Origin of the sequence: Brevibacillus centrosporus (assembly GCF_003710815.1) — a bacterium.
Lineage (GTDB): Bacteria > Bacillota > Bacilli > Brevibacillales > Brevibacillaceae > Brevibacillus > Brevibacillus centrosporus.
The window spans coordinates 409,499-426,286 of the sequence record NZ_RHHP01000001.1; the positions used below are offsets into that span (position 1 = coordinate 409,499).

Annotated in this window: 19 protein-coding genes; 7 read left to right on the plus strand and 12 right to left on the minus strand. The window is 48.4% G+C overall.

The window, feature by feature from the left end:
- Positions 1 to 119: 119 nt before the first annotated feature.
- Positions 120 to 1,067 carry an ATP-dependent DNA ligase gene (locus tag EDM55_RS02055; RefSeq protein ID WP_092266593.1) on the plus strand — a complete coding sequence of 316 codons (948 nt, stop codon included), beginning with the start codon at positions 120 to 122 and terminating at the stop codon, positions 1,065 to 1,067.
- 17 nt (positions 1,068 to 1,084) lie between these two features.
- Here the strand turns inward: EDM55_RS02055 and EDM55_RS02060 are convergent, their stop codons facing one another.
- The 6 genes from EDM55_RS02060 to EDM55_RS02085 all read right to left on the minus strand — a co-directional run bounded on the left by EDM55_RS02060 (position 1,085) and on the right by EDM55_RS02085 (position 7,347).
- Positions 1,085 to 1,903 (minus strand): lipase family protein, encoded by an 819-nt coding sequence (locus tag EDM55_RS02060; protein WP_122959586.1) that lies wholly within the window; start codon positions 1,901 to 1,903, stop codon positions 1,085 to 1,087.
- 46 nt (positions 1,904 to 1,949) lie between these two features.
- Positions 1,950 to 2,795, minus strand: coding sequence for a lipase family protein (locus EDM55_RS02065; protein ID WP_122959488.1), 846 nt, complete (start codon positions 2,793 to 2,795; stop codon positions 1,950 to 1,952).
- Positions 2,796 to 2,974: 179 nt separating this feature from the next.
- Entirely contained in the window at positions 2,975 to 4,333 is a 1,359-nt protein-coding gene (locus EDM55_RS02070) for a GerAB/ArcD/ProY family transporter (RefSeq protein ID WP_092266591.1), read from the minus strand.
- A gap of 13 nt (positions 4,334 to 4,346) precedes the next feature.
- Positions 4,347 to 4,583 (minus strand): hypothetical protein, encoded by a 237-nt coding sequence (locus tag EDM55_RS02075; RefSeq protein ID WP_092266590.1) that lies wholly within the window; start codon positions 4,581 to 4,583, stop codon positions 4,347 to 4,349.
- On the minus strand, positions 4,583 to 5,731 hold the full coding sequence (locus EDM55_RS02080) for a Ger(x)C family spore germination protein (RefSeq protein ID WP_092266960.1): 1,149 nt from the start codon (positions 5,729 to 5,731) through the stop codon (positions 4,583 to 4,585). The genes EDM55_RS02075 and EDM55_RS02080 overlap by 1 nt, the downstream gene beginning before the upstream one ends.
- Positions 5,732 to 5,736: 5 nt before the next feature.
- A complete protein-coding gene (locus EDM55_RS02085; RefSeq protein ID WP_092266589.1) occupies positions 5,737 to 7,347 on the minus strand; it encodes a spore germination protein in 1,611 nt (536 codons plus the stop codon).
- Between the two features lie 140 nt (positions 7,348 to 7,487).
- Here EDM55_RS02085 and ligD point away from each other — a divergent pair, with 140 nt between their 5' ends.
- The 3 genes from ligD (at position 7,488) to EDM55_RS02100 (ending at position 9,619) form a co-directional block, all read left to right on the plus strand.
- Complete coding sequence (gene ligD / locus EDM55_RS02090; RefSeq protein WP_122959489.1) at positions 7,488 to 8,390, plus strand: non-homologous end-joining DNA ligase; 903 nt, start codon at positions 7,488 to 7,490, stop codon at positions 8,388 to 8,390.
- A 74-nt stretch (positions 8,391 to 8,464) separates the two neighbouring features.
- Complete coding sequence (gene lgt / locus EDM55_RS02095; RefSeq protein WP_122959490.1) at positions 8,465 to 9,262, plus strand: prolipoprotein diacylglyceryl transferase; 798 nt, start codon at positions 8,465 to 8,467, stop codon at positions 9,260 to 9,262.
- Positions 9,263 to 9,379: 117 nt separating this feature from the next.
- Positions 9,380 to 9,619 (plus strand): hypothetical protein, encoded by a 240-nt coding sequence (locus EDM55_RS02100; RefSeq protein WP_122922208.1) that lies wholly within the window; start codon positions 9,380 to 9,382, stop codon positions 9,617 to 9,619.
- Between the two features lie 109 nt (positions 9,620 to 9,728).
- Here EDM55_RS02100 and EDM55_RS02105 read toward each other — a convergent pair whose 3' ends face one another.
- From EDM55_RS02105 to EDM55_RS02115, 3 genes are all read right to left on the minus strand, one after another.
- Positions 9,729 to 10,748, minus strand: coding sequence for an inorganic phosphate transporter (locus EDM55_RS02105; RefSeq protein WP_092266585.1), 1,020 nt, complete (start codon positions 10,746 to 10,748; stop codon positions 9,729 to 9,731).
- On the minus strand, positions 10,741 to 11,358 hold the full coding sequence (locus EDM55_RS02110) for a DUF47 domain-containing protein (protein WP_092266584.1): 618 nt from the start codon (positions 11,356 to 11,358) through the stop codon (positions 10,741 to 10,743). Before EDM55_RS02110 ends, EDM55_RS02105 begins: the two co-directional genes overlap by 8 nt.
- Before the next feature lie 209 nt (positions 11,359 to 11,567).
- Positions 11,568 to 12,212: a GGDEF domain-containing protein gene (locus tag EDM55_RS02115; protein WP_092266583.1), complete on the minus strand. Its 645-nt coding sequence runs from the start codon at positions 12,210 to 12,212 to the stop codon at positions 11,568 to 11,570.
- A 328-nt stretch (positions 12,213 to 12,540) separates the two neighbouring features.
- On the opposite strand from EDM55_RS02115, the gene EDM55_RS02120 reads away from it, so the two are divergent.
- From EDM55_RS02120 to EDM55_RS02130, 3 genes are all read left to right on the plus strand, one after another.
- Positions 12,541 to 13,608, plus strand: coding sequence for a type III polyketide synthase (locus tag EDM55_RS02120; protein ID WP_122959491.1), 1,068 nt, complete (start codon positions 12,541 to 12,543; stop codon positions 13,606 to 13,608).
- A gap of 4 nt (positions 13,609 to 13,612) precedes the next feature.
- Positions 13,613 to 14,131, plus strand: coding sequence for an isoprenylcysteine carboxyl methyltransferase family protein (locus EDM55_RS02125; RefSeq protein ID WP_122959492.1), 519 nt, complete (start codon positions 13,613 to 13,615; stop codon positions 14,129 to 14,131).
- A gap of 273 nt (positions 14,132 to 14,404) precedes the next feature.
- Entirely contained in the window at positions 14,405 to 14,686 is a 282-nt protein-coding gene (locus EDM55_RS02130) for a hypothetical protein (protein ID WP_246070789.1), read from the plus strand.
- Between the two features lie 18 nt (positions 14,687 to 14,704).
- Here EDM55_RS02130 and EDM55_RS02135 read toward each other — a convergent pair whose 3' ends face one another.
- The 3 genes from EDM55_RS02135 to EDM55_RS02145 form a co-directional block, all read right to left on the minus strand.
- Positions 14,705 to 15,820, minus strand: coding sequence for an aminopeptidase (locus EDM55_RS02135; RefSeq protein ID WP_122922203.1), 1,116 nt, complete (start codon positions 15,818 to 15,820; stop codon positions 14,705 to 14,707).
- Positions 15,821 to 15,979: 159 nt separating this feature from the next.
- Positions 15,980 to 16,135, minus strand: coding sequence for a DUF4025 domain-containing protein (locus tag EDM55_RS02140; RefSeq protein WP_122959493.1), 156 nt, complete (start codon positions 16,133 to 16,135; stop codon positions 15,980 to 15,982).
- A 133-nt stretch (positions 16,136 to 16,268) separates the two neighbouring features.
- The gene (locus EDM55_RS02145; protein ID WP_122959494.1) at positions 16,269 to 16,757 is read right to left on the minus strand and encodes a hypothetical protein; all 489 of its coding nucleotides are present in this window, start codon (positions 16,755 to 16,757) and stop codon (positions 16,269 to 16,271) included.
- Between the last annotated feature and the right edge of the window lie 31 nt (positions 16,758 to 16,788).

Consider the following 16,788-nt stretch of genomic DNA (forward strand, 5'->3'; position numbering starts at 1 on the left):
TGTACGAGCTAGCACCCGGGTATGCTTGTGTCACAGGTTTATGCGTTCTGCACCGGTGAGATAATGAAGGCATGAATAACACGGCTTGATTTCTTTCAAGCTCAAAATGCGGAGGTCCCATGAAAATTGAACCCATCACTCCTTTTGAACCAATCCTTACCGAATCCCTTCCGACTGGGGACAACTGGGTCGCACAAATCAAGTGGGACGGAGTGCGCATGCTGACTTATTTCGACGGAAAAGAAGTACGTCTCGTCAACCGAAAATTGAACGATCGCACGCTGCAATACCCGGAATTTCTGGATCTGTCCCGCTATTGTGATGCAACATCGGTCATCCTTGACGGGGAAATCATTGCTTTTGACAGCAACAAGCCCTCTTTTCACGAGATTATGAAACGGGACCGTATACGTAAGAAGCAAAGCATCCCCCTCGCCGTGAATCAAACCCCTGTGACCTATATGTTCTTCGACGTCCTCTTTCTCAACGGCAGCTGGGTGACAGAAAAGCCGCTGCGCGAAAGACAAGAGCTCCTGGAGCAGATCATTACGCCCCTTTCGAATGTGCAGGTTGTCCAAAATTTTCAAGATGCTTATGGATTGTATGAAGTGATGAAGCAGCATCAGATGGAAGGCATCGTATGTAAAGATCTAAGCAGTTCCTATCTTATGAAAGGGAAGGATAAGCGCTGGCAAAAAAAGAAGATCTTCCATGATCTTCTGGCAGTCGTAGGCGGCGTAACACTTCGGCATGGCATCGTAAATGCTGTACTCCTCGGGCTCTATGATGAATCGGGAAACTTCATCTATATCGGCCATGCTGGAGGGGGAAAATTAACGAACCAAGATTGGCGAGCTTTGACGGAAACCATAAAACCACTCGTAACTACCAATAGGCCATTTCATAATCAACCAGAACGGGGAAAGGATGCGATATGGATCAAGCCAAAGCTCGTCATGAAAGTTCAGTTTATGGAGTGGACCACTGGGCTCACTATGCGGCACCCTACGATTCAAGCGATTGTGAATGCATCATTGCTTGATTGCACGTTTTCTCAAAATGGATGATTCGGCAAAACCAAGCTCTATGGTACCTCGCTGCATACGCCAGTATAGGGAACACATCCTGCCGTATCCGGACAAAAGCCTGGATTCTGCTCACATAAAGTGCTCGCATAAGCAGAGTTCCCCTCACTGAGAAATTTGAAGTAGCAGACGATCTCGTGATTGCGGGCAGCTAAACTGTTCAGCTGGAATGACAAAAGGTGTTTCGTATTGACATGCCGGTAAAATAATCCACTCTTTGTAAACGGGGGTGGATAAGCTTTTGCCGGTAAGGTTGGAATAATATCATGAACATTGGCAATCCGAAAACTATTCTTCACCGTTTGGTTGAAGCGAGTCGCAAAAACTGGGTCGGCCACGCGCGGGCTGCCATACGTATAGACAAACGGGTTTTTAAACTTGGTGTTGACCGCTATATCCAGCCCTGCAAGGACGGCGACACCTCCTCCAAGACTGTGTCCCGCAACGAAAAGCCGCTTTGATTTTGAGAGCTTGCTTACTTCTCTGATGAATTCATTTCTGGCCGATTGATAGATACAAGTAAACCCCCGATGCGTTTTTCCCGCCTTCTTGACGAACGGATAAGGGACTTGATATAAATCCTGGTCAGACTCGTTGTCGTTAAATGTGCGCGTTCCCCGAAAGGTTACAACGATATGCTCTTTTGATTCTGCGATGAAACCAAATATCTCCGATTTCGGTTCCTCTACGCCCGCCAAGGCTTTCACGATATAGCGAAGGCTGAACCCCTTTGGCATTACAATGGTGTCCCTTTCAAAAAGCTGGTACGCCTGATGGATCATCGCTGCAAGAAAGATCGACTCTTCCTCGTACGTCATTTTACTCTTTCCCGTGCTATCCAACTCGACTTCTCCTCCCAACGATCTATGGTTTCTCAGGCTTGCATACTCCTTCAAATGGCATACACATTTCCGTATCAGGACAAAAGCCTGGGTTTTGCGTGCATAATGATTGGGAGAATATCGGATTCAGTTGGCGAAGACCTTTGAAATAACAAGCAATCGCATCATTTCGAGGTGTATTCTCTAATTGAAAAGCAATCGGAAATTTGGTGCTCACATGCTGATAAACAATCCCCTCGGTAGTGAAAGGTGGCGGATATTTGGGATCAGGGAAAGTCGAATACGGATCGTGGATATTGACAATCCGAAAGCTATTTTCAATCGTTTGATTGAATCGGTGCGCAAATGCAGGGTCTCCAATACGCGGACTTCCATACGTATACACAAAGGGTTGCTCGAACTTTGTGTTCACGGCAATATCCAAAGCAGCCATCACCGCTATAGCCCCCCCATAATTGTGTCCCGCAACAAGCAGCCTTTTCGCTCCAGAGAAATGATTTATTTTTCTGATCAGTTCATCCCTTGTGGAACGGTAAAGGCATGTAAACCCACGAGATGTTTTGCCAGCATCTCGAACAAACGGAAAGGGAATTTGGATGATGTCATACGCTGCTAAAAGATCAGCAGGATACGCAGCGTACCCCCGAAAGGCAACCACGATTTGTTCTTTTGACTCCGCTACAAACCCGATCACGACTTCCGTAGGATTTTCCACGTCTGCAAGCGCGCGAATGATCAATCTCAGTTTATAGCCTTGGGGCAAGGTTAGCTTTCCTTCATAAAACAACGGATACGCTTGATAGCACATGCCTGCGAGCAAGATGGCGTCTTTCCTGTTAAACAAATTCATTTTATTTACGTAATCCATGAACACGAATCCTTTCGGAGCAAGGTCAAAGTCTCTCCTTAATGAGCCTATGCCCAGAAGGACTACTGCGTGCTTTTCCCACGGCGCTTTATTAGCAAAAAGAGGAAGTCTGATCAGACCTCCTCCATGGATTTAAAACACGAGGGGACAGGTTGTATCTCCACCATCTCGTTAAGAATTTACTGCCTAAAAGCTCCCGAAGCTTTTTTTCTCGCTGTCTTTTGTTTGCCGTGATTCAGCGCCTGCATCTCCGCGTAGCTGGCCAGCAGTGCGATAAAAAACAGCACGGTGAAGCTAATTCCCGTGACGATCCCCCCCAGCTCGGACTTATCGAGGAAAAATTGCCCCGCTAAAATCGTTAGGACGCAGCCTAGCATGGCGATCGCTCCTACCCAAACACTGTAGCGAAAGAAGCGGTACAGCTTCGTTCCCTCTGGCATGCTCACCTGCTCATCCATTTTCCGATTCATCCGTGACTTTATGTAAAAGATCGTGATCAGGGGAAGCTGCAGGATCAAAACGACCAAAGGCAAGCTGTAGCTCAGGAACATATCGAGATCAGGTATTCTTTGAAAAAGCAGGATGGACGTGACCGCAATCATCCAGCCCGCTGGAAAGTTATAGATGGGATAGTGCGCTTGTCCCCCAAAGGAACCGATTCCGACCAGAAAAGCCAAATAAGCCACGACGACCTTAATGGCAAAGGCCGGAAACCACAGACTGAACATCACGATTTCAACGCGGTCCAAAAAGTCAGTCACATGGATTTGCTGAACGAGGATAAACATGGGGAAATTCAACCGGCTTGCAATCGTGTACCCCATCACACCGAGTAGAATCAGCAACAGCATCGTAGCCGTGAAGCCCACAATGAGTATTCCATGCTTCATGGCAGAGAAAAACAAGCGCGGATGTGTCGATGCATGCAAGAAGGCACCAAACAAAAAGATGTCTCCGTAAATGCCGACCGGTAGTATATTGCTGACAAGCAGACGATTCATGCTGGTGCTAAGGATCGGCTCGAGCCGTTCGAAGCTGTACTCATTTCCCAGCAGCACATACATGCACATCGATAAAAGAAAGAAGACAGGGAAATACATCTCATTGACCCGCGCCGCAATCTCCAAGCTCGTTTTGCCATAGTACATAATCAGCAAAACAAGAACGATCAGCGTTATTTCGATCGGAGTCTGCGGCAGCAGGGTTGCGTGAAAAAATTTGCTTGCTCCCTTTATATCGAGGCAGATGATCAGCCAAATATAAAGCAGGATCACGATATTTACGATTCCGCCAAACCACTTGCCAAAAATGATAAACACAATTTCGAACATGTTTTTCCCTGGATATGCCCGTGTCATCTCAGCGAGGACAAAGGCAACCAGTATCGCATAGCCAACAGGAACGACTTGCGAAAACCACGCATCCATCTTCGCCACTCCGGCCAGTGAGTGAAAAAAAGAAATCAGCATGCCAGTCAGAAGTACATTCCCGACCAGCCATGCTGTTTGCCTATGATTTATCACTTGTTTATGAATCATTGGGGTCCCTCCTCTACAGCAGTTGATCCACCCACATCTTGATGTGCGGAGACAGGATGTTCAACAAATGCCCTACAGGAAGCAGCTGCGTTTGTTGAAACTGCAAGATGGCAAATAGAAAAATGGTTAGTCCGTACAGCGTAAACAGAACAGCTTGCTGTTTTCCGGGCATTCGTTTTCGAGTCCACAGAAAACTGATCAGCTTGACGATAAAGACAGTGCAAAAAAACAACAGAAAGAGTCGGTTCATTACGGATCTTCCTTCGTGATATTGGTGGTGGTCTGTCCTACATTGGAGACCTGTACATGACTTTCGATTGAGCTGGTGATATGCGGCAGCACATCATTCCAATGATCCCGGTACTTTCTTTTCCATTCAATCGGGTAGTTCCTCGCCAGGATAATTCCCAATCCGATCGTATCAGAGCGTGTCTCCTTCGTTTTATTGATGATCTTTTGGATGCTTTCGGTAATATCCTTTTCCAGCTTTTTCTCGATCATCAGGTTCACTTTTCGCTCTGACAAGTCATAGGTACTCATATTTTCCACGACACCAACTGTTGTATAGATCCTGATGTTATAATGGATTCTGCCATTTTTGATGGCGGGCTCAATATTTGCCCTCCCTTTTTGAAAGTAGACGCTGAAACGCTGCCCACTCCCCAAATCCAGCAGGGTGGAAAAGGAATCAAAGGTACGCTGAAACCAATGCAAGCCGCCAACCTCTTGAGAGGTGTATTTTCCAACGAGCTTATCCCCTCTGAAAATACCGATTCCTGTAGCTCCGATCTCTTTGCTTTTACCTTTTGGCTGAGAATCGATAGCCTCAAAGATCGGCAAAAAGGCATCGACTCCCGGCGTATTCAGCATTTGCGAGATATCTTTGATTGTCACGGGAATGGTGATGGCCTTTACCATTTCGCGAATGGCCTCACCAGAAAAACGTTCGAACTGCGGCTGGGCTTCCAGCAGGCTAATCGCCTTTCCCTTTGTCATCACGATGTAGGCAGTCAAACGGTTTTCGGGAAAACGGGAGATGATGTCCAAAGGCTCGCTGAAGCCCTCTTTCGCCAATTGCTCTCCGATGATCACAACCCGATGGTGTGCGTAGTACAAATGCCTCGACATTCTCGCCTGGATCTTGTTGTTGGCGACACGGATCGTCTCTCCTACCGCCGAGTCTACGTAATAGGATTTGTCTCCGCTAGTGCCACCCCCGCCACCTGAAGCTCCTCCCAGACTGCTGACCAAAGGAACCTGAACCGACAACCGATACAAGCCGTTCGGTTCTTTATCGATCGCCATAGCGATAACGAGCGCGATGTCGTTCACTTCCCGACGATCCCAGCAACCTACAACAGTCAGCATGGAGAGTACCACTGTGAAAACGAGCGCCATACGTTTCACGAGCTCCCCTCCTCGTTTGAATGCTTGTTTCCTTGAACCCCCTCTTGTCCTTTGTCTCTCTCGATTCCACCAGCAAAGCCAGCATCCATCCTGCGTGCGTTTTGGATTCCCATAAAGCTCGGCCGTTTTTGGAGTTCGGCCCACGGAGATCGTATCAGAACGTCTTTTAGATCACCGACAGACAACGGAGCAAGAGGAGATAGATACGGTACTCCAAACGATCGCAGGTTCGCCATATGCCCGATGATAATGAGCAACACCACCAAAATACCGTATATACCGAGGATGGAAGCAGCGATCATGATCGGAAAGCGTAACATGCGCAAGGCGATTGCTGCATTGAAATGAGGGATCGTAAAAGAAGCGATCCCTGTGATGGAAACGACAATGACCATCGGGGCGGAAACAATACCCGCCTGCACGGCTGCTTGGCCCACAACAAGAGCGCCTAAAATGCTTACTGCCTGGCCCACGGTCTTCGGCAAGCGAATACCTGCTTCGCGCAGCGCTTCAAAGGCAATCTCCATCAGCAGCGCTTCCACGATCGCTGGAAAGGGAATGGATTCCCGAGCTGCCGCAATGCTGAGCAGCAAGGTTGTCGGTATCATTTGCTGATGAAAGGTAGTAATCGCTACGTAAACTCCTGGCGTGAGCAGCGAGATGAACACGAATAGGTACCTCAGCCAGCGAACCAGCGTCGACATTTGAAACCGCTCGTAGTAGTCTTCGTTCGCCTGCATCATCATCCAGAACGTCGCAGGTGCCAGCAGTACCATCGGGGTTCCGTCTACGAAAATAGCCACTCGCCCTTCCAGCAAGGCCCCGGCAACTGTGTCCGGCCGCTCGGAGTATTTGACCTGCGGAAATGGCGAGTACATACTGTCCTGAATCAATTCTTCAATATATCCACTTTCCAAGACAGCATCGATGTCAATCTTCGCAATACGCGAGGAGACCTCTTCCACAAGCTGCGGATCCGTGATCCCTTCTAAAAAAGCTACAACGACATTCGTATTGGATTCTCGGCCAACGACAATGGACTTCATTTTCAGCCGTGGCGTTTTGAGTTTTCGCCTCAGCATCGATGTATTGGTACGAATGTTTTCGATGAAGCCTTCCCGCGGTCCACGAATGACAGCTTCGCCTTCCGGTTCGTTTACGGACCGTTTTTCAGCACCCCGAATCCCTAGCGTAAGCGCCTCCGTGTTTCCATCCACCAATATTCCTGTGTCGCCGCTAAGAACTGCCTGCAGCAGCTTCTTGTAATCGTCCACCTTGGCGATTTGTGAGACAGGGAGCAGGTCTTCCTCGATGACTTCTATACTGTCATCGCCATCCTCGAGGATCATTAAAGCTTTCAACGCCTGGTTTACTTCTTTTGTATCAATCAAACCATCCACGAATATGGCAATGGCGTGCACGCTGTTTTTTTGTTTAAATTCCCGGATGACGAAATCAGAGCAATCCGAGAACAAATGCTTGAGAAAGGTTACGTTATCTTCTAATTCAGGAAAAAGCGGAATGCCTTCCAGCTCGGTCAAACTGCAGGCATCGATCGTGTCAATGAGTTCTTGTATCCGGTCTTTTTCTTTACGAGGAAACTTCATCACTTTCACCAACCAATGCCAAGATAACCGTATTATGGTTACCTTTGCTAGTTTGTATGTATGGAGGCAGGTATTTCCTCGAATATTGCTCGATCAACTGGAGAAAGTAGGGGCAACGTAACTGGGAAGAAGGGATCCAAATGGCGGTTGCTGCCAAAGAATACGAGCTGACACTGGATGGTCACTCCATGATGATCACCAACCCTTACAAACCGTTGTGGCCAGACGCCAATGTGACCAAGCTGGACTACATTCGTTATTTGCTGCAAGTTTCACAGCCTCTTCTCGCCTATGCCAAAGATCGTCTGCTGACTGTCATCCGTTATCCGCATGGAATCGGCGACAAGCACTTTTATCAAAAAAACGCCCCTGACTACTCTCCTGATTGGATCTCCACCAGTCTGTGGGAAAATACGCGATATGTCCTTTGCAACAATCAAGCTACCTTGATTTGGATGGCGAACCAAGCAGCACTCGAGTGGCATGTCTCCTTTCATCGAGCGCAGGATGAGATCCCGACCGAGCTGGTCTTTGACCTGGATCCTTCCACAGAAGATTTTTCGGTCGTCATCGAGTCCGCCCTGCTGTTAAAGGAGCTGCTCGATGAACTGCACCTCCCCTCTACACCGAAAACCTCTGGTGCGAGCGGCCTGCAAATCTATGTGCCGATCGAGCTTCGGTATTCGTTTGAGCAAACGCGGGAGGTAGGACAGTTTCTTGCCTCTTATTTGGTCAGCAAGCATCCAAATTTGGTTACCGTAGAGAGATTGGTGAAAAATCGAGGGAGCAAGCTATACATCGATTACTTGCAGCATTGGCGAGGCAAAACTCTCCCGGCTCCGTATTCAACACGAGCAAGAGCAGGTGCAACAGTCTCGACGCCTCTTTTGTGGGAGGAAGTTGCCCATATTCACCCAACGGATTTTACCGTCCACAACGTCCCGCAGCGGCTTCAAACCAAGGGCGATTTGTTTGCTGCCGTGTCGTCTCCTCCCCGACGAGCAAGCCTTGACCCAATCCTCTCCTTTTTGCAGTCGAGGTGATGGTGAATTTTTGAATCCTTGCTTCGGTTTATGCTATACTGTGCAGAGACATTTAGAGGCAAGGAGGAACATTCATGATTGATCCGATAGCAATTGCCATCGGGCCCTTAAAGATTCACTGGTACGGCATCATTATGGGACTTGCTTTTTTTCTAGGCACTTACCTCGCTCGGCGCAATTCAAAACGTTCAGGAATCGATCCCGATCACGTTTTGAATATGGTCGTATGGATCATCCCGGCAGCGATTATCTGTGCCCGCCTCTACTATGTAATCTTTGAATGGGATCAATATAAGGGCAACCTGATGGACATCATCGCCGTCTGGAAAGGTGGTCTCGCCATTCACGGAGGTCTGATCGGCGGAGTTTTGGCCGGCAGCTGGTATATCCGTAAACACAACCTTCCTTTCCTCAAGCTCGCTGATGTGATGATGCCCAGTGTGATTTTAGGTCAAGCAATTGGGCGGTGGGGAAACTTTATTAACCAGGAAGCGCATGGCGGTCCTGCCACAGCCGAGTTTATGGCGAAGTTCCCCGCGTTTATCCGTGATCAGATGTATATCGGAGGACAGTACTATCACCCGACATTCTTATACGAATCGTTGTGGAATTTGGTCGTCTTCGGTATCCTTTTGCTCATGCTGTACCGTTTCAAAAAATTCGACGGGCAGATTCTGTTCAGCTACATGATTCTGTATTCGATCGGGCGTTTCTTTATTGAAGGCATGCGTACGGACAGTTTGCTCATTGCTGACACACTGCGTGTCGCTCAGCTTGTCAGCCTGAGTCTGATTGCCATCGGCTTGATACTCTTCCTCGTGTTTGCACGCAAAGGCAAGCAATCCCGGGAATCGCACAACACGGCAGAATAATGAATGGAGAGTCCCTATCCTCTGTGGTAGGGGCTTTTTTCATAGGGGTTTGTCTGAATACTCATAATGCTGGATAAACTAAGAGAGAGGAAAGAAACGAACACAGGAGGATGTGCAATGGATGATGAGATGCTGGAAGATTATCTGGATCGCGCGGTTCGCATCCACTTTGCTCCGGGAATGATAGGCGCCGGACTTTCTCCCTACGTAGACGGAAAGCTGTACGACTACAATCCGTCTGGCATCCTACTGGAAGAAAGTGATGGTTCGCTGGACTACATCCCTTTTTCATCGATACGACTCGTGCAAATTCGTCCAAAGCCAGGGCTCTGGGCGCGGTTGACCGGCTCCGCCTAAGCTTGTACGTGTGGTGGCAGGTGTGTACGTAGCAGCTGATCGAAAAAAAAGACACCCTATTTTCGGCTTGTCCGATGTCAGGTGTCTTTTTTATGTATCTAGTCTTTATTTACAGAAAGACGTCAAAAACGACATAACAGGCTGCTGCGAGCAATGCAGTAACAGGCAGCGTGATCACCCATGTTACCAGGATTCGTCCTGCCAATCCCCACTTCACTGCGTTCAGTTTCTGGGAGGCACCTACCCCGAGGATCGAGGAGGTAATCACATGTGTGGTACTTACAGGAAGCTTGAGCATGGTAAAAATGGTGATAATCAAAGCAGAAGACAGGTCAGCTGAGAAACCGCTGATTGGCTTGATTTTCATAATCTTGCCGCCCATCGTCTTAATGATCCGCCACCCACCAACAGAAGTTCCGAGCGCCATCGCCAGCGCTGCAGACAGCTTTACCCACAGCGGAATGATGAACTCCCCTGGCGCTTGATGCAAAAATCCTCCGGAAAGCAGCGCGAGCGTGATAACCCCCATCGTTTTCTGAGCGTCGTTCGCGCCATGGCTGAAAGACTGCCAGGAAGCCGAAAGCACCTGCAAAAAGCGGAAAGAACGATTCGTTTTATGGTAGGCAGTATTCGCTACCAGTCTGGATACGATCTTGATGACAATGAAACCGATGACAAAAGCGACGATCGGAGAAATGATCAGCGCTTTGACGATATCCAGGAAGCCTTCCATGTTGATGGAACCGAATCCTGCAGCACCTACCGCAGCACCGGCGACTCCGCCGATAATTGCATGAGAGGAAGAACTCGGAATTCCGAACCACCACGTGATCAAATTCCACAGAATGGCGGCGGTAAGTGCTGCAAGCACGACGACCAATCCGTTTTCGAGCTTGAATGGGTCTGTAATCTTACCACCAATCGTTTTCGCGACCCCAGTATAGGTAAGCGCACCCACCAGGTTGAAAATAGAGGCAATAATGATGGCAGTCCGTGGACTCAAGGCTCTTGTGGATACGGAAGTAGCAATCGCGTTGGCTGTGTCATGAAAGCCATTAATAAAGTCAAAGCTTAGCGCCATGATGACGACGAGAACGAGAATAATCACCTCTGGCGAAAGATCAGGCATTCTTTAACACGATCCCTTCTACCAGGTTGGATACATCCTCTGCAAAGTCCGCACAGTCTTCCAGCTTGTCATAGATCTCTTTCAGCTTGATCGCTTCAATCGGATTGGCATCAGGGGCATTCAGAAGATCGGAAACCATTTTGCGGTAGTTGGAGTCAGACTCATGCTCCAGGTCTTTGATTTCCCGTGCGATTTTACTTACCACCTGATGGTCCAGCTTGCGAAGCGTGCGAATCAGTTCAATCAGTTTTGCAGAGCATTTTACGAGAATATTAGCTTGGGCAAGAACGCGTGGGTCTGGTTGACGAACCTGATAGAGATACATACGATCTGCCACACCATCGATATAATCAATCATCGAGTCCATTGTGTGTGCCAATTGATGGATATCTTCGCGCTCAAGCGGAGTGATAAAAGTGGAGTTCAGCTCGTTCATGATGCGGCGAACGATTTCATCCCCTTCTTTTTCAACAGCTTTGATTGCCTTTACTTTCGCTTCTAGATCTTGATAGTTGCCTATCATCTCGTAGAAGAGATGAGTTCCTTTGTGGACCGTGGCAATCTGCTGTTCGAACAGGTCGAAGAAGACATACTTGTTTGATTTAAACATACTTTCTGTAGTCACTCCTTTGGAAAAATCACACCTAGACGATTATATCGAACATTATTGTGGACGTAAATTTAAAAACAAGGGAAAGTGTGTGTTTTTTTCTTTAAATAAATATTAAGTTTTTGTAAATCTCCTTTACATTTCAAAAGAAAACCACTCGCTCCGCAAGAAACAGGTACGAGTGTTAGTGTAGCCATACGCTATCTAGTTTAATTCGTTGCGGCCAGCATACAGTCTTTCTGTTTCTTCGCCTCATACATTAACGTGTCCGCTTTTTCGGTCAGCTGCATGGCATCAGCGGCATGCAAAGGGAATGACGCTACGCCGATGCTGACAGTTACCCCGCCCAGCTCTTCACGGGCCGCTTTTTGAATGCGCTCCCCGATAGCCATCCCCCTTTTTGTATCGGTATGAGGAAGAAGCACGACAAACTCCTCTCCTCCCCAACGTCCGACGGCATCCTCGCTGCGTACACATGACTTCAGCATCGAGGCAAAGCTGCACAAAAGCTTGTCGCCTTCCAAGTGGCCATAGCGATCATTGTATTTTTTAAAATTGTCCAAATCGATAAACAATAAAGTTACTGGGGAATGTACTCGCCTCGCCGTATCGATCTCTTGTTTCAATCTCGTAACAAATCGCCGATTGACTAGAACACCCGTCAACGAGTCATGATAGGCCATTTGCCGCAGCATCTGGATATATCGTCCTATTTGATAGCCGATTGCTAGCTGAACGATAGATGCACTTGCTACACTCACGATACTTTTCTCCTCAATAGGCAATCCAAACGCCACCAGCCAAACTCCAATCATCAGACAGGATACTCCTAAGCCGACCCAGCGAAAATCCAAAAACAATCCCCCTCCGGTCCATGCAGCAAAAAAACACGACCCACATGATGCATAAGACCTACTTACCAAATAAAACATAGGACTTAATTCATATTGTTAGGAATATTTTACCTATGTTTTTTGTGTAGTTCAAGAAAAAAGTCCCACTTACTGGACCCATTTTTTCTTGATCGGACAGCTGAAAACTCTGATCTGGCGCGCGATTTCCCTATTCACTTGTATTCCACCATGTTTTTTTCTATTCATACCTGCTATAACGTATGAATTGGAACGAACTGGAAAGGGGAAACTGATAGGTACCTACTATTAGACGGGAGTGAACCATTCGATGCCCCGTATTGAATCCGTCGCTACAGCCGTTCCCCCCTACGAGATCACACAGGAAGATTCGATGAATTTGGCTCGCCGTTTCTTTCACGATGCCTTCCCGGACATCGACAGGCTTCTTGGGGTTTTCGGAAACAGCCAAATTAAAAAACGCCACCTTTGCATGCCTGTAGATTGGTATGAAGACGATCGCCATTTTGCCGAGAAAAACAAGCTCTATGTAGAAAATGCCGAATCACTCGCCACTATTGCCGCTCACAAATGTTTGGAGAAAGCCAATCTCTCCCCTGCCTCTATCGACTGCCTGATGTTCGTCTCCAGTACTGGCATCGCTACTCCGAGTCTCGATTCACGCTTGGTGAACAGACTGGGGCTGCGCTCAGATGTCACCAGAGTGCCTCTATGGGGCTTAGGCTGCGCAGGTGGTGCCATGGGTCTTTCTCGTGCCTTTGAATACGCCCGTGCCTACCCGCAGCGCCGTGTGCTGCTCATAAGCGTTGAATTGTGCGGTCTGACCTTCATCAGGCAAGATATGTCCAAAAGCAATCTGGTTGCAACTTGCCTGTTTGGAGATGGGGCTGCCGCAGCTCTGGTCGAAGGCGATGAGGTACAGCTTGCAGACTCTGGCTCTCCACGCCTTCGTTTTTGTGGCGCGCGGACGACTACTTGGCCTGATACCCTAGATGTGATGGGCTGGGAGCTGACCGAGCCTGGCTTGAAGGTTGTTTTTTCCCGAGACATTCCGAGTATCATCCGCCAAACGATGAAGGAAAACGTGGACAGCTTTCTCTCGCCTCATGGCACTTCTGTTGATCGTCTACGTCATTTTATTTTCCACCCTGGTGGTGCCAAGGTGCTTACAGCCTACCAGCGCTCGCTGGGAATCCCACCAGAGGCCACTCGTTTGTCTGCAGAGGTCCTCTCCGACTTTGGGAACATGTCCTCTCCCACCGTCCTTTTCGTCTTGGAAAAAAGTATGGAGCAAACGTGGGAGGCAGGGGATCTAGGTCTGTTGGCTGCCCTTGGTCCGGGATTCAGCTCCGAGATGCTCTTGCTGGAAGCGAGGTGAACGTATGCTATTTTTCTGGCTCACTCTGACTATTTTGGTGCTGCAGCGTACGTGCGAACTTTTTTTCGCAGCGAGAAACGCACGAATCATTCGTTCTCTCGGGGGATATGAAGTCGGTGCGGAGCATTACCGCTATCTCGTGACTCTGCATGTTCTCTTTATCACAAGTCTCATTTGCGAGGTCCAGCTTTCACCCGCACCGTTTACGCTTCCCAGCTGGTGGCCCATGACGTTTGCTGTTTTTTTGGCAGCGCAGGTTCTTCGCTACTGGTGCATGTGGAGCCTGGGAAGCCGGTGGAATACCCGCATTTTGATTTTGCCCGACACGCCTCCTGTGCGTCGTGGACCTTATCGGCATCTCCGCCATCCCAACTACCTCGTCGTCGCGATCGAGCTTGTCAGCCTGCCAATCAGCTTCGGTGCCTACTTCACCGCTTTTACTTTTTCGCTCCTGAACGCCTGGCTGCTTCTGCGCATCCGAATTCCTATGGAAGAGAAGGCTGTCCACCGTACTGAGGATTGATCGCTAAGAAAACCTTTACCGAGGCTTATTCATGGAGGAGCGACCACGTTTTAGCGGAAAGTTTTCATGCGTTCCAGAATTCATAAGCATTACGCTTATAAATTCTTATACGTTCAAAAAAGGTCTCCGTCATACGAAATGACGGAGACTTTTTTCTTTCAGATAGGTTTACCTTTGCACGTCTGGAGGTAGAAGATAGAGTACTCTACTTTTCCCCGTGAGGTGACACTCGTGAACCGAACAAGCATATTTGAACCTCTGGAGACGAAACGCATGATCGTTCGAGAATTTTTTGACTTGATCGATACCATACCCAACCGGGATGATTCGGAGACCATCCAAAAATTTCTTCGGTATCTGCAAGGGGTTCTACGGATTAAACAGGTGGTGCCGCCGGCCGTAGAAATCATGACCATCGTCAAAGCGTGCAAGCCCATCCTGTATCATGCCGCCAGAAGGAGCGTCCTTACATCCAGCAATCTCTACATGCTCTTTCAGGTAGATATGGATCTGGAGCTGGCGAACGAGCGTATCCGTAAATATACGCAGCGATGATTCCCTGCGCCGAAATCTTTACGCCTTTAGATTCTCTGGATTCAAGCACTCAAGTTCAGGAATGACAAAAATGCCGTCTTTCCGGATCAGCACTCCGTCAAACCAGATTTCTCCTCCCCCCCACTCGGGGCGTTGGATAGATACCATGTCCCAGTGTACCGAGGATTTGTTGCCGTTGTAGGCCTCGTCGTAGCATTGGCCTGGAGTGAAGTGGAAGCTTCCGTCGATTTTCTCGTCGAACAGGATGTCTTTCATCGGATTGCGGATAAATGGGTTTACCCCAATAGCAAATTCACCAATGAAACGTGCTCCTTCGTCGGTATCGAGAATCTCGTTAATCCGCTTGGTATCGTTCGCCGTAGCTTCCACAATTTTGCCGTTTTCAAAAGTTAGCTTTACATTTTCAAACACAAAGCCATGATAAGGTGTTGGCGCATTGTGTGTAATCGTACCGTTTACGGAGTCCTTCACTGGAGCCGTGTACACTTCTCCATCCGGAATGTTCCGCAGACCCGCACATTTCACAGCAGGAATATCTTTGATGGAGAAAGTCAGATCGGTGCCTGGTCCTACCAGACGCACTTGATCGGTGCGATTCATCAGTTCGACCAAGCTGTCCATGGCTTTGTCCATTTTTCCGTAGTCCAGATTGCACACCTGGAAGTAGAAGTCTTCAAAAGCAGCAGTCGACATATTGGCCAGCTGCGCCATCGATGGGTTCGGATAGCGAAGAACTACCCATTTTGTGTGTGGGACTCGGACGTTCATAACCGGCAATTCATACAAACGGGAATACAAGCCCAGCTTGTCGCCCGGAACATCCGCCATTTCGTTGATATTGCTGCCCGCGCGAATTCCTATGTATCCGTCCATTTTTTCCATCAGCTTCACTTCATGTTCAGCCATGACAGCTAGCTGCTCTTCGTTGCAGTGCATCGCCAGCTCACGGCTCACAGCTGGGTTGATCAATTGAACGTATGGATTTCCTTTTGCCTTGTAGATTTCCCGCACGAGTGCTGCGACCAAATCTGGTGTTTCGCCTTTGGAGTTGATGAGAATGTTTTCTCCTGGCTGTACACGAACAGAATAATTGACGAGGTTATAAGCCAGCTGCTCAAGACGTGGGTCTCTCATAAATCAAACACCCTTTCCCAATTTTCTGATTCCACTTGTATTTTTAACGATTAATGCAGATAAGTCAATAAAATATATTTTATTAGCAGCTGTTACGTAAGCCTCTGGGAAGAAAAGATGGCCAGCTCGTCACACCCAAGCTGGCCTATTCTTTTTTTACTACCTCGTACTTCCTCTGTCTTCGATCGTGCCCATCTTATACATATCGCTTACTTGTTCTTGCGTCTCGGCCATTCCCTCGTGATTCTGGTTCTCGTGATTGGCTGCCTCATTCTGATTCCATGCATTCGTGGTGCTCGATTGTTGTTTGTCCATTCGCCGCTCCTCCTCATCGTTCGATTCCGACTTAGTGTGTACCGGAGTCTCCCTGATTACCCGACGCAGTGTACAACGCAAAGACGCCTTGCTCGATTAACAAGCAAAGCGTCCGATTCACAAACGATTTTCTTTATTTATCGTTGTCAGACTCAGGTGCAGTCAGACTCCAACCACTGCCACTGCCTGTATTTTGGAAAGAACCGGCGTTGATAATGATGCTTTGATCCTCGGCAGGAGCTACTACCCAGCCAGCAGCTGGTGCGTCAACAGGCGCCTGTTTGCCTTGAATAACGTATTCGTCTTCTACAGGGGAAACGACCCAACTCGTTCCTACTCCATTCCCCTGCGAGCCGTTTACGATCACATACTCGTCCTCTTTCGGCATCGCCACCCAGCCTGCAGAGCTTGATGTGACTTGACCTTGTACAGGCATCACGGATTGACCTTCAACCGGTCTTACTTCCCAGCCGCCTTGTGGAACTTGAGTAGCGCTTGGAGCTTGTACCGCAGCCGTAGCTGCTACTGGAGCCTCGGCAGGCTCCTGCGCACAGGCTGCCTGTGCGAACAATGCTGCTCCCAAAACCATGGTACCCATCATTACTGTGCTGCTTTTTCTCATCTTGTGTACACTCCCCGTTGGTGTCGTACAC

Bases quoted from the DNA above. Each gene is read 5' to 3' on its own strand.
- EDM55_RS02055 (WP_092266593.1), top strand. From the start codon at position 120: ATGAAAATTGAACCCATCACTCCTTTTGAACCAATCCTTACCGAATCC.
- EDM55_RS02060 (WP_122959586.1), bottom strand. From the start codon at position 1,903: ATGACGTACGAGGAAGAGTCGATCTTTCTTGCAGCGATGATCCATCAG.
- EDM55_RS02065 (WP_122959488.1), bottom strand. From the start codon at position 2,795: ATGGATTACGTAAATAAAATGAATTTGTTTAACAGGAAAGACGCCATC.
- EDM55_RS02070 (WP_092266591.1), bottom strand. From the start codon at position 4,333: ATGATTCATAAACAAGTGATAAATCATAGGCAAACAGCATGGCTGGTC.
- EDM55_RS02075 (WP_092266590.1), bottom strand. From the start codon at position 4,583: ATGAACCGACTCTTTCTGTTGTTTTTTTGCACTGTCTTTATCGTCAAG.
- EDM55_RS02080 (WP_092266960.1), bottom strand. From the start codon at position 5,731: ATGGCGCTCGTTTTCACAGTGGTACTCTCCATGCTGACTGTTGTAGGT.
- EDM55_RS02085 (WP_092266589.1), bottom strand. From the start codon at position 7,347: ATGAAGTTTCCTCGTAAAGAAAAAGACCGGATACAAGAACTCATTGAC.
- ligD (WP_122959489.1), top strand. From the start codon at position 7,488: ATGGCGGTTGCTGCCAAAGAATACGAGCTGACACTGGATGGTCACTCC.
- lgt (WP_122959490.1), top strand. From the start codon at position 8,465: ATGATTGATCCGATAGCAATTGCCATCGGGCCCTTAAAGATTCACTGG.
- EDM55_RS02100 (WP_122922208.1), top strand. From the start codon at position 9,380: ATGGATGATGAGATGCTGGAAGATTATCTGGATCGCGCGGTTCGCATC.
- EDM55_RS02105 (WP_092266585.1), bottom strand. From the start codon at position 10,748: ATGCCTGATCTTTCGCCAGAGGTGATTATTCTCGTTCTCGTCGTCATC.
- EDM55_RS02110 (WP_092266584.1), bottom strand. From the start codon at position 11,358: ATGTTTAAATCAAACAAGTATGTCTTCTTCGACCTGTTCGAACAGCAG.
- EDM55_RS02120 (WP_122959491.1), top strand. From the start codon at position 12,541: ATGCCCCGTATTGAATCCGTCGCTACAGCCGTTCCCCCCTACGAGATC.
- EDM55_RS02125 (WP_122959492.1), top strand. From the start codon at position 13,613: ATGCTATTTTTCTGGCTCACTCTGACTATTTTGGTGCTGCAGCGTACG.
- EDM55_RS02130 (WP_246070789.1), top strand. From the start codon at position 14,405: ATGATCGTTCGAGAATTTTTTGACTTGATCGATACCATACCCAACCGG.
- EDM55_RS02135 (WP_122922203.1), bottom strand. From the start codon at position 15,820: ATGAGAGACCCACGTCTTGAGCAGCTGGCTTATAACCTCGTCAATTAT.
- EDM55_RS02140 (WP_122959493.1), bottom strand. From the start codon at position 16,135: ATGGACAAACAACAATCGAGCACCACGAATGCATGGAATCAGAATGAG.
- EDM55_RS02145 (WP_122959494.1), bottom strand. From the start codon at position 16,757: ATGAGAAAAAGCAGCACAGTAATGATGGGTACCATGGTTTTGGGAGCA.